Annotated in this window: 10 protein-coding genes; 5 read left to right on the top strand and 5 right to left on the bottom strand. The window is 45.4% G+C overall.

Annotated features, from left to right (window positions below):
- Positions 1-15: 15 nt before the first annotated feature.
- Positions 16-1,248, top strand: coding sequence for an ABC transporter substrate-binding protein (locus DKT75_RS08070; RefSeq protein ID WP_109822912.1), 1,233 nt, complete (start codon positions 16-18; stop codon positions 1,246-1,248).
- Positions 1,249-1,307: 59 nt separating this feature from the next.
- On the opposite strand, the gene DKT75_RS08065 is transcribed toward DKT75_RS08070, so the two are convergent.
- Positions 1,308-2,231: a DMT family transporter gene (locus DKT75_RS08065; protein ID WP_211665276.1), complete on the bottom strand. Its 924-nt coding sequence runs from the start codon at positions 2,229-2,231 to the stop codon at positions 1,308-1,310.
- Between the two features lie 445 nt (positions 2,232-2,676).
- Complete coding sequence (locus DKT75_RS08060) at positions 2,677-4,065, bottom strand: aminotransferase-like domain-containing protein (protein ID WP_109822911.1); 1,389 nt, start codon at positions 4,063-4,065, stop codon at positions 2,677-2,679.
- A 110-nt stretch (positions 4,066-4,175) separates the two neighbouring features.
- Here DKT75_RS08060 and DKT75_RS08055 point away from each other — a divergent pair, with 110 nt between their 5' ends.
- The gene (locus DKT75_RS08055; protein WP_109822910.1) at positions 4,176-4,778 is read left to right on the top strand and encodes a LysE family translocator; all 603 of its coding nucleotides are present in this window, start codon (positions 4,176-4,178) and stop codon (positions 4,776-4,778) included.
- 23 nt (positions 4,779-4,801) lie between these two features.
- On the opposite strand, the gene DKT75_RS08050 is transcribed toward DKT75_RS08055, so the two are convergent.
- Complete coding sequence (locus DKT75_RS08050) at positions 4,802-5,152, bottom strand: VOC family protein (protein WP_109822909.1); 351 nt, start codon at positions 5,150-5,152, stop codon at positions 4,802-4,804.
- 96 nt (positions 5,153-5,248) lie between these two features.
- Between DKT75_RS08050 and DKT75_RS08045 the strand changes: the two genes are divergently transcribed.
- Positions 5,249-5,932 (top strand): zinc metallopeptidase, encoded by a 684-nt coding sequence (locus tag DKT75_RS08045; protein ID WP_109822908.1) that lies wholly within the window; start codon positions 5,249-5,251, stop codon positions 5,930-5,932.
- 62 nt (positions 5,933-5,994) lie between these two features.
- Here the strand turns inward: DKT75_RS08045 and DKT75_RS08040 are convergent, their stop codons facing one another.
- Both DKT75_RS08040 and aptA read right to left on the bottom strand, forming a co-directional pair.
- Positions 5,995-7,485 carry a CoA-acylating methylmalonate-semialdehyde dehydrogenase gene (locus tag DKT75_RS08040; protein ID WP_109822907.1) on the bottom strand — a complete coding sequence of 497 codons (1,491 nt, stop codon included), beginning with the start codon at positions 7,483-7,485 and terminating at the stop codon, positions 5,995-5,997.
- 63 nt (positions 7,486-7,548) lie between these two features.
- Positions 7,549-8,895: an omega-aminotransferase AptA gene (gene aptA, locus DKT75_RS08035; protein WP_109822906.1), complete on the bottom strand. Its 1,347-nt coding sequence runs from the start codon at positions 8,893-8,895 to the stop codon at positions 7,549-7,551.
- A gap of 126 nt (positions 8,896-9,021) precedes the next feature.
- Here aptA and DKT75_RS08030 point away from each other — a divergent pair, with 126 nt between their 5' ends.
- Positions 9,022-9,951 (top strand): LysR family transcriptional regulator, encoded by a 930-nt coding sequence (locus DKT75_RS08030; protein ID WP_109822905.1) that lies wholly within the window; start codon positions 9,022-9,024, stop codon positions 9,949-9,951.
- A 102-nt stretch (positions 9,952-10,053) separates the two neighbouring features.
- The gene (gene hydA, locus DKT75_RS08025; RefSeq protein ID WP_109822904.1) at positions 10,054-11,496 is read left to right on the top strand and encodes a dihydropyrimidinase; all 1,443 of its coding nucleotides are present in this window, start codon (positions 10,054-10,056) and stop codon (positions 11,494-11,496) included.
- Positions 11,497-11,519: the final 23 nt, after the last annotated feature.

The raw sequence follows: 11,519 nt of genomic DNA, 5'->3' as shown, positions 1-11,519 counted from the left end.
GAGAGAGGAAATCATATGCATCCGATCAAAAAGACCCTAATTACTTTTGCGGCAACGATGGCTCTATCAGCATCTGCACTTGCTGGCACGTTGGTAATTAACTCTGACCAAGCAGATCCAGCGCCAAAAGCGGCATTTGCAGAAGTGGTTAAGCAGTTTGAAGCAGCTAACCCTGACATCAAAGTTAAGCTAAATACCTTCGACAAAGAAGCGTATAAGACGGCTCTACGTAACTGGTTATCAACTCAACCGCCTGACGTTGTGTTCTGGTATGCCGGCAACCGTATGAAGCAATTCGTTAGTAAAGACCTGTTTGAAGATGTTTCTGACATCTGGAAAGACAACGACTTGCTAGACAAAATGAGCACTGCAGCACCTGCAATGAGCATTGATGAAAAGCAATGGGGTGTGCCGTACACGTACTACCAGTGGGGCGTTTACTACCGCAAAGACATCTTCAAAAGACTAGGTATTGAGATTCCTAAGACTTATGACGAGTTCCTAGCCGCTAGTGCAAAAATCAAAGCTGATGGCATTGCACCTGTAACGATTGGTACTAAGTACTTATGGACTGCAGCGGGTTGGTTTGACTACCTAAACATGCGTACTAATGGTTTGGACTTCCACATCGACTTGATGGACGGAAAAGTTGCTTACGATGACGACCGTGTAAAAGCGACATTTGCTAACTGGAATAAGATGGTTGAACCTGGCTACTTCATCGAAAACCACGCGACATACTCTTGGCAGGAAGCGCTACCGTTCCTACTGAAAGGTGAAGCGGCAATGTACTTACTAGGTAACTTCATTACACCTCAGTTTGGTGATCAGACAGAGAACATGGGCTTCTTCCAGTTCCCTATTATCAACCCTGAAGTGGGTGTTGGTGAAGATGCACCGATGGATACTGTCCACATTCCAGCTAAAGCAAAGAACAAAGAAGATGCTCGTAAGTTCTTAGCATTTTTAGCGACGAAGGATGTACAAACGTCTATCAATGCTGCTATCAACCAGATCCCTCCTCACAAAGATGCGACGGCTGCTGACAACTACTTCCTAAATATCGGTATCGATATGCTGGGTAAAGCTGACGGTACTGCGCAGTTCTATGACCGTGATACGACACCGGGCATGGCGAAGGAAGGTATGAAGGGATTCCAAGAGTTCATGGTTAAACCTGAGCGTTTGGAGAAAATCCTAAAGTCACTTGAGAAGACTCGTAAGCGTGAGTTCAAAGTGAAGAAGTAATGACTTCTGTTAGATAGCAATAAAAATGGGCGACTCTTTGAGTTACCCATTTTTTCGTTTTACGCCTTAGCCGTTAGGTAATAACGCCCCAATACCACTAGTGCGATTCCGCCTAAAATCATTCCACCAGATATCATTACGCGCGTCGTAATCACTTCCGACATAAACATCACACCGCCCAATGCTGCAATCATTGGTACTAATAACTGCACCACTGCCGCTTGCGTTGAAGACAGCCCTCGTAGTGCGCTATACCAAATACTGTAACCTACGCCAGACGCTAAGCTACCGGATAAAAAGGCCCACAAGACACCTTCGGCAGTTAATGTTAATTGCTGGATACTCACAATAAAAAGCACGCTTACCAGTGGTAATGTCCGCAAAAAGTTATAACTCGTATCACTCAATGGGTTCTTTGAGCCGCGCCCTGCTAGTGTATAAAAGCCCCAAGCGATGCCCGACACTGACATCATTAGAAAGCCAATTAATGACGGTGTACCTAACTGTGGCAGCACCAAATACACAAACCCTGCAAAGGCAGCAATCATGCCCATCCACTCAATCGCTAACAGTCGTTCGCCTTTAAATATAGACATTAAAATCATCGTGAGCTGAACAGCACCGAAGAGAATTAACGCGCCAGTACCTGTATCCATTGACACATACGCGAACGAAAACAGCGCAGCATAAATGAATAGCATCAAACCTGAAAACCAACTACCTTTTGACTGAGGAATTGAATCTTCTTTCGAGCTTAGTTGGCCGAATGAACGCTTGTCACGCGCGTCTAAATAAGTACGCAATTGCAGTATCCCAATTAACGTCAAAGCACCTGCTAAGAGACGAATAATGGTAAATCCTGCGGCATCAATGCTCTCATTTCCTAGCGCCAAACGACACAAAATGGAGTTAGCAGCAAACGCGATTAAGGCCAAAGCCGTTAGTGATATTGTTTTAAAAATCGGTATGTTATGAGCGCTCAAGGTACTTCCCCTAATAGTAAATAGCAACGGTGTATAGCCTAAGTACGATTAGAACAGATGCAGAGATGCGATACAAAATTAAACAGTCACTTACAGATAAAATAGATTATTTGTCTAAACAACCAGACGATTAATCAACATTTATTAGGAAAATTACTGATGAGGAGAATGAGACAGAGTGTAGCGAAAGGAAGTAGATAAAAGATAGGTACCCGGGAGAAAAGGTAATAAACTCCCGAATACCCACATTTTTACAGCAAAAAACAACAAATTTTTATTTTTATGATCTTCTTATTATTATTATTTGTAACTTGTTGTAGCCCCTGAAAGCTGTGTCCCATTCTACGGCTTCTACCTGAACGAGTTGTTAACACAATTTAATATTAGCAATTAATTCAATTTATACTTTAAATTAGAAAGCTGGCGTTAATATTCACCACGAAAATCAAAATATTGTGAGATGGTGACTCAAACCACTGTTTAATTCATCACGCACAATCAACAACCCTTTCTCTACTTCCTCGTAAGTTGCCGGCGAAGTTAGGCAAATACGAATCGCTTGAGGTGTCGGAAAACGACCTACCGCAAATGGCTCGGCAGACAGCACTGCGACGCCTCTTTCTAGTACTCTTGCCACAAAGTCTGCCGCTCGCCATTCTTCGGGTAACTTCAACCAAACATGAAAAGCACCTTCTAAAGTTTCAATGTTATAGCCGTCTAAAATTGTTTCAGCCAATACACGGCGCTTCCTTAGCTCCGAACGAATGGTCTGCTCTGTTTGTTTAAATGATGCACTGCTTATCCAACGCTGTGCCACTTCAACCGTGATCGGTGAGGTAAACCAACAATTAGAACGAATGGCGGCCCCCACTAGTGCTTTCAAACGCGGTGGCGTTACCAAATAGCCAACACGCAAGCCGCCCGCTAACATCTTCGACAGACTATCAATATACAAGCAGCGCTCAGGATTTAGATTCTGGAAAGTCGGCAAGTCACTCTCACAATAATAAGCTGACACACCATCTTCAATAATCCATAAATGATAACGCTCAGCAATCGCCAAAATGGCCGCTTGCCGCTCTTTGGTCATAAAGGAATTAGTCGGGTTTTGCCCGCGTGGCATGCAATACAACGCACGGTAATGCCCTGCTTTACAATGCTCTTCCAGTGATTCAGGAATCAACCCAAACTCATCCTGTGCAACGCCTGTCACTTTGATGCTTAACTGCGTTGCAACCGCAGTAATACCCGGATATGTCAGTCCTTCACACAATAAGTGTTCACCTGGTCGCATAGTGATCGAAAGCGCTAAGCTAATACCATGCTGCCCTCCGCAAGTAATAGTGACATGCTCAGGCGTCACCTTCACGCCTCGTTTCTCAAGCCAAGTACAAGCGGTTTCACGTTGGTGCAAAGCGCCCTGCTCATGTTGATAACCGACTAAATCCAGCAGTGGCACGTCATCCGCCACTTGCCGCAAACTTGCTTGTAAGTGCCGATCAGTCTCTACCAACATCGGCAGATTAATACTCATATCTATTAGCTCGTCATTCTTACGCGCCAACATCGAGAAGCTATCTTGACGCTCATCGTTTGACGCGATAAATGTACCGCTGCCAACGTGCGCATTCACGACACCACGCTTTTCCGCTTCCGCATAACCACGCGTCACCGTGCCGACTGTCACGCCCAAGGTTTCAGCGAGTGCACGATGCGTTGGCAGCTTCTCACCCGCAACCAACACCTGCTGATTAACACCTTTTTCGATTTCGTCGGCAAGCGCTTGGTACTTCGCGTGTTTGTAACTAGATAGATCTGGATTCCAAATTGTCATGGGTACAATACTTTTATTGACTTGAATTACAAAGAGTTAGAGACTTGATTGTACCGACTAAAACCAAACATTCAACAAAATTGTAATGAATACAATATTTAGGAACTACCATGATCTCGATTGAACTGATACTCGCTACCACACTATTTGCACTGATCACTTCCATCACCCCTGGGCCAAACAACATTATGTTGACGGCCTCTGGTGCAAACTTTGGTTTTAAACGTACCTTGCCACATGTCGCGGGTATTATTTGCGGCATGATGTTATTGAATATTTCGGTAGGTGTTGGGTTGGGGACGCTGTTCACTCAGTTCCCAGTCGTACAACAGGTACTTCGTGTGGCAGGTAGTGCTTACCTACTGTATCTCGCTTACAAGTTGCTGTCGTTTTCATCACTAGGAAAGGTTGAAGACAACGCAAAGCCCTTTTCATTACTTGAAGCAACTGCGTTTCAGGCAATCAACCCGAAGGCATGGATCATGGTGATCTCGGCAAATGCGAGCTTCTCATTGACCGGGGACTTGTACTGGTGGTCAGTAGCGATGATTGTGACGCTGTATGCAATCATCGGCACACCGTCGATTATGTTGTGGGCAGGCTTTGGTCAGTTTATGCGCCGCTTCTTAGGGCAACCAACCATATTACGTGTATTCAATATCACGATGGCTACCCTAACGGCTTTATGCGTATTTTTTATCTGGATGGACTAAGTACTGCGCTACTCAGCTGCTAATCACTCACCCCAGACGGCAAACTCATTGCCACTGGGGTCACTGAAGTGAAAACGACGTCCACCGGGAAACGAGAAAATTGGTTTAACAATTGCGCCACCCGCCTTCTCAATTTTCACTAGCGTTTGTTCCAAGTCATCACTAAAAAATATCACCAACATACTGCCATTATCTGAGTTTGACGTTAGCTCTGACTTATAAAAACCACCATCAATACCGGCATTTGAAAATGCTGTGTACTCAGGGCCGTAGTCTTCAAATTCCCACTCAAAAACTTCTGCGAAAAATGCTTTCGTCGCAGCCATGTCACTGGCGGTAAACTCGATGTAATTGACTTTCCCATGCTGATTCATTGCGATTCCTATGTAATCTATGTGTGAACGGTCGATAGGTTTATAATAGCCCCTTAAGTGTCCGTGTAACAATATGGGCCAAACAGGAACCTCTTTATGTTGATCATTATACTCATCGTTTTCATTGCTGCGCTAAGCATGGTGCCGCAGCTATGGATTCGTCACGTCATGAAGCAACACTCACATGACCTGCCCGATATCGAAGGCACTGGTGGTGAACTCGCTGAACATTTAATCGAGCGTTTCGAACTGCACGGTATAGGTGTAGAGCCTTGCGATGAAGGCGCTGATCACTTTAGTCCCGTCGATAAAATGGTGCGTCTGAGTCCAAGTAACTTCGAGGGTCGCTCATTAAAAGCAGTCGCAGTCGCGGCACATGAAGTGGGTCATGCTATCCAGTTTCATCGCCAAGAAGAGATATTCAAACTGCGCTCCAAGTACTTACCGCAAGCACAAAGCTTTAAGCGTTTAGCGATGTATGTGTTGTGGGCATCGCCTGTATTGGCCCTTGTTTTTCGTTCGCCAATCGTAATGGCACTCCCTATTTTAGTGAGTGTGGCGTTACAACTAATATCTGCATTTACGTATTTGATTGTATTACCAGAAGAGTGGGACGCGAGTTTTGGTAAAGCGTTACCAATACTGGAGGAAGGTTATATCACTGAAGCGCAAGTACCTGCAGCGCGCAAAGTACTAAAGGCCGCAGCGTTTACTTACTTTGCTGCGGCACTGTCTAGCATTTTAAGTTTGGGCTATTTAATGATGCTACTAAGGCGTTAAGCCTCTTAAACATCGAACCGTTAAACTACAATACCGTTTAACATCAAATAGCCACACCACACTTAACTAGGGAACGAGAAGTTCACCCCTTCGCGAACGCCACTTGAAGGCCAACGCTGAGTAATGGTCTTACGACGCGTGTAAAACTTCACCGCGTCCGGGCCATAAGCATACAAATCACCGAACAACGAACGCTTCCAACCACCAAAACTCTGGTAAGACACTGGCACAGGTAGCGGCACGTTTATGCCCACCATACCCACTTGGATATTGTCTGAGAAGTAACGCGCAGCTTCACCATCACGAGTGAATATACAGGTACCGTTGCCATACTCATGTTCATTGATAAGCGCCATCGCCTCTTCCATCGTGTCGACACGAATCACTTGTAACACAGGGCCAAAGATCTCTTCTTTGTAGCTGACCATGTCCGTCGTCACATTATCGATCAGCGTTGCGCCAACGAAAAAACCATCTTCATAACCTGACACACTCACTTCACGGCCATCAACGGCAATAGTTGCACCGTCTTTTTCAGCACTATCGATATAACCAACCACTTTTTGTTGGTGCGCACGCGTGATAACAGGGCCAAAGTCATTAGACTTATCTGACGCTTCACCGGCTTTAAGCGCCTTCATGCCTTCGCTCATTTTTGTAATCAACGCATCTGCGGTTGCATCACCAACGGCAACAGCCACTGATAACGCCATGCAACGCTCACCCGATGAGCCAAAAGCAGCACCTAATAATTGATTAACTGCGTTATCCAAATCCGCATCTGGCATAACAATAGCGTGGTTTTTAGCACCACCAAGTGCCTGACAACGCTTGCCATTTGCCGTTGCGGTTGTGTAAATATATTCCGCGATATGAGTTGAACCCACAAAGCTAACCGCTTGCACACGCTTGTCTTCCAGCAAGGTATCAACCGCCACTTTATCCCCATTCACCACGTTCATGACACCATCAGGCAGCCCTGCTTCTTTCAACAAAGAGGCAATAAATAACGTCGAACTCGGGTCACGCTCAGAAGGCTTTAGTACAAATGTATTCCCGCAAGCAATCGCCATTGGGTACATCCATAACGGCACCATCGCAGGGAAGTTAAACGGTGTAATTCCCGTCACTACGCCTAGAGGTTGGAACTCGCTCCACGAGTCAATTTGTGGGCCAGCATTTTTGCTATGCTCACCTTTTAACAACTCACCAACACCACATGCGTACTCAACATTTTCGATACCGCGCTGCAACTCACCCGCTGCATCGTGGCAAATTTTACCGTGCTCATCACCGATTAATTGACAGATTTTATCTGCATTTTGCTCTAGTAATGCTTTGAAACGGAACATAACGGCGGCACGTTTTCCGACAGGCGTATTGCGCCATGCAGGGAAAGCGGCTTGCGCTGCTGCGATCGCTTCTTCAACTGTTTCTTTAGACGCAAGTGCAACCTGCTTACTGACTTCACCCGTTGAAGGGTTGTAAACATCTTGTGTACGCTCACTATCGCTACGCGCTTCACCGTTTATAAAATGGCCAACAATCGTCATTTTTCACATTCCTTTCTGTAGTTATCAGCGCTTATAAGGTCAAAGCATCGATATATTTTTTGTTTACGATAATTCGTTAATCGACTCACCGATTGCATTAATTACGTTATCAATCTCTTCTTTTTCTATGGTGAACGGCAGTCCAAGTTGGATCGTATCGCCACCGTACCTCACATAAAAACCTTTCTCCCAGCACTTCATTGCAATTTGGTAGGGGCGCAATAAGGGCTCGCCAGGCGCAGGTTCGATCGTTATACCTCCAGCAAAACCGTAGTTTCGAATATCAGAGATATATTGTGTACCTTTCAAACTATGCAGACTTTCTTCAAAGTAAGGCGATAACGATTTAACTCGTGGAATAAGCTGCTCTTTTTCTAAAATATCTAGCGATGCTAAGCCCGCCGCACACGCAACCGGATGACCAGAATAAGTGTAACCGTGTGCTAGCTCTAGTAAGTACTCCGCACCACCATGCTCCATAAAGGTATCATAAATATCTTGTCTAGAAATCATAGCGCCCATTGGCACTGCGCCATTGGTGACTTGCTTGGCAATCGTCAGCATGTCTGGCACAACACCGAACTCTTCAGCGCCTGTATTTGAGCCCATACGGCCAAAGCCAGTAATGACCTCATCAAAAATCAATAAGATGTTATGTTTTGTGCAGACTTCACGAAGACGTTTTAGGTAGCCTACCGGTGGCGGCAATACGCCTCCAGAACCTGACATTGGCTCAACAATGACTGCTGCAATATTTGTCGCATCATAGAGCGCAATCATATCTTCAAGCCCACTAATTAGGTGTGCGCCTTCATCTGGCATGCCTTTAGTAAACTTATTTTCTGGCAGCATCGTGTGTTCAATATGCGACGTTTCAAGCCCAGGACCAAACGGTGTTTTATTCGGGGCAATTCCACCCACACTGATCCCACCCCAGTTAGTCCCGTGATAGCCTTTTACTCGACCAATAAAACGTGTCTTGCTTGCCTGTCCTTTTTTACGCCAATACGCACGCGCTACTTTTAGCGCGGTTTCTACCGACTCAGAACCCGAGTTGGTGAAAAACACACGGTTCAAACCTTCTGGCATAAACTCGGTAATACGATGCGCCAGCTCAAATGCTTGAGGGTGACCAAACTGAAAAGAAGGGGCGTAATCCAAACTTGTTAACTGTTTAGCAACTGCCTCTGCGATTTCAGGACGAGAATGCCCTGCGCCACACGTCCATAACCCTGACAAACCATCAAACACTTTTCTGCCACCAGCGTCGGTGAAATATTTGCCCTCTGCCGACACAATCATACGCGGGTTCTTTTTGAACTCACGATTACTTGTATAAGGCATCCAGTAGCTATCTAACTGCTCCTGCGAAAGATTACAACTCGCTAAAACTTCACTTTTACTTTGCATGTTCACCTCGGATTGATCAGCTGGGGGGCCATAAAGATTGAGTGTCATTATGCGTAATAATTTAGATTGTTAAATACGAACGTATTAAACTTAATGTAAGTATTTAATTAACTATTGGTTTCAGCTATGGCAAACAAACATTCTTCGACGAACCTGTTACCTCAAAAAATTGGGGACGCACATATACGTTTGCTAAGAATTTACAAAGCCGTCATCGAATCAGGCGGGTTTGCATCAGCGGAAGTTGAGTTAAACATTAGCCGACCTGCGATTAGTATTGCGATCAGTGAATTAGAAAGCCTGCTCAATATGCGACTGTGTCATCGTGGACGCTCAGGGTTTTCTGTGACCGACGAAGGAGAGGCGGTTTATCAGTCATCACTACAACTGCTTAATAGCTTAGAAACCTTCAAGTCACAGATCAATGCCATCAACAGAGAGCTCAAAGGTGAATTGAATATTGGTATTACTGATAATTTGGCAACCATGCCTGAAATGCGGATTACTAGAACCTTAGCCGCGCTAAAAGACCGCGGCCCAGACGTCGTTATCAATATCCGTATGATGACACCGAAAGATATCGAATCAGCAGTACTAGATGGCCAATTACATATCGGTGCTGTTCCTGACTTGCGAACCCTTTCTGGTTTGAATTATGTACCGCTCTACAAAGAAACATCGTTATTGTATTGCAGCCATGATCACCCATTAGCCAAGGCTGATCACGCCAAACTTAGCCAAGCCCAATTGGCAGAATTCGATGCTGTTTTACCGGCCTATCCACAAACGAGTGAAATTAAGCAGCAGCAGCGAAAACTAAAGCCCGCCGCCACGTCAACTGACAGAGAAGGCATCGCTTTTTTAATCCTGAGTGGCCGCTATTTGGGCTTCTTACCTACCCACTATGCCGAACAATGGGTGAATCAAGGTGTACTCATCGCAATACAGCCAAAAAAATTAAATTTCATCACTCATTATTCGGCTGTAACCCGCAAAGGCACTCGCACCAACTACATTTTAGACACCTTTTTGGAGGAGCTAAGTCGTAGCCAATAGATAATAATTCCTTGACAAACATTAATATCGGGCGCTATTTTAATTACCAACTGACCAAGTGGTCAGGAAGTTTTTAATAATGTTTCTACATAGGGAGTATGTATGTCACTGCTAATTAAGAATGGTACCGTGATCAATGCTGAAGAGACTCGACAAGCAGATGTGTACTGCGAAAACGGGCTAATTAAAGCCATCGGTCACGACCTTGACGTCCCTGAAAATACTGAAATTATAGATGCCGCTGGCCAATACATTATGCCCGGCGGAATCGACCCTCACACTCACATGCAACTCCCTTTCATGGGCACGGTTGCCACTGACGACTTTTACACTGGTACTGCCGCTGGCCTAGCCGGTGGTACAACCATGATCATCGACTTCGTTATACCCGCTCCGGGTGAAAACTTACTAGACGCTTATAACAAGTGGATGGAGTGGGCCCAGAAAGCCGCTGGCGATTACAGCTTTCACGTTGCAATTACCTGGTGGGATGAAACGGTAAGTGCCGACATGGAAACACTCGTAAGAGACCATGGCGTGAACAGTTTTAAACACTTCATGGCCTACAAAAACGCGATCATGGCGGATGACGAAATACTGATTAACAGCTTCTCTCGCTCACTTGAGCTAGGTGCAATCCCAACGGTACATGCAGAGAACGGCGAGTTAGTATTTAACCTGCAACAAGAAATGATGGATCGTGGTATCACTGGCCCAGAAGGACATGCGCTATCCCGTCCACCACAGGTTGAAGGTGAAGCGGTCAATCGCGCACTACGTATTGCCGAAGTGTTAAAAGTCCCTATCTACGTCGTTCACAACTCATGCAAAGAAGCACTCGACGAAATCACTCGTGCTCGTAGCCAAGGACAGCGCGTTTTTGGTGAAGTACTTGCAAGTCACTTACTAGTTGATGAAACGGTTTATCAGAACGAAGACTGGGAGACAGCTGCCGCTCACGTGATGAGCCCACCGTTCCGTTCTTCAGAGCACCAAGATGCACTTTGGAAAGGCCTACAGTCAGGTAACTTACATACTACCGCGACCGACCATTGCTGTTTCTGTGCAGAACAAAAAGCAGCGGGTAAAGATGACTTCCGCTTGATTCCAAATGGTACAGCAGGTGTTGAGAACCGTATGGAAGCACTATGGACTCACGGTGTTAACAAAGGTCGTTTGACCATGAATGAGTTTGTAAAGGTAACGTCTACTAACGCTGCTCAAATCTTCAATATCTACCCTCGCAAGGGCAGTGTTTCTAAAGGTGCTGATGCTGATATCGTGATCTGGGATCCTAAAGCGAAGAAAACAATTTCTGCTAAAACACACCACCAAAATGTCGACTTCAATGTCCTTGAAGGCATGGAAGTCACAGGCATTCCATCACACACCATTAGTGCCGGAAAAGTCGTGTATGCAAACGGCGAACTAAAAGCCGTCAAAGGTGCAGGAAAGTACGTCAACCGCCCTCCTTTTGCAGACTATTTTGAAGCACAACGATTACAAACCGAAAGCACCAAGCCGGTGGCCGTTAAACGAAAATAACTTAATCGATATCGACGAAACGT

It is taken from the genome of Leucothrix arctica, assembly GCF_003172895.1.
Taxonomy (GTDB): Bacteria; Pseudomonadota; Gammaproteobacteria; order Thiotrichales; family Thiotrichaceae; genus Leucothrix; species Leucothrix arctica.
This window is presented reverse-complemented; position numbering and strand designations above follow the sequence as displayed.

Excerpts from the sequence above, each read along its gene's own strand:
- DKT75_RS08070 (WP_109822912.1), top strand. The coding sequence starts at position 16 with ATGCATCCGATCAAAAAGACCCTAATTACTTTTGCGGCAACGATGGCT.
- DKT75_RS08060 (WP_109822911.1), bottom strand. The coding sequence starts at position 4,065 with ATGACAATTTGGAATCCAGATCTATCTAGTTACAAACACGCGAAGTAC.
- DKT75_RS08055 (WP_109822910.1), top strand. The coding sequence starts at position 4,176 with ATGATCTCGATTGAACTGATACTCGCTACCACACTATTTGCACTGATC.
- DKT75_RS08050 (WP_109822909.1), bottom strand. The coding sequence starts at position 5,152 with ATGAATCAGCATGGGAAAGTCAATTACATCGAGTTTACCGCCAGTGAC.
- DKT75_RS08045 (WP_109822908.1), top strand. The coding sequence starts at position 5,249 with ATGTTGATCATTATACTCATCGTTTTCATTGCTGCGCTAAGCATGGTG.
- DKT75_RS08040 (WP_109822907.1), bottom strand. The coding sequence starts at position 7,485 with ATGACGATTGTTGGCCATTTTATAAACGGTGAAGCGCGTAGCGATAGT.
- aptA (WP_109822906.1), bottom strand. The coding sequence starts at position 8,895 with ATGCAAAGTAAAAGTGAAGTTTTAGCGAGTTGTAATCTTTCGCAGGAG.
- DKT75_RS08030 (WP_109822905.1), top strand. The coding sequence starts at position 9,022 with ATGGCAAACAAACATTCTTCGACGAACCTGTTACCTCAAAAAATTGGG.
- hydA (WP_109822904.1), top strand. The coding sequence starts at position 10,054 with ATGTCACTGCTAATTAAGAATGGTACCGTGATCAATGCTGAAGAGACT.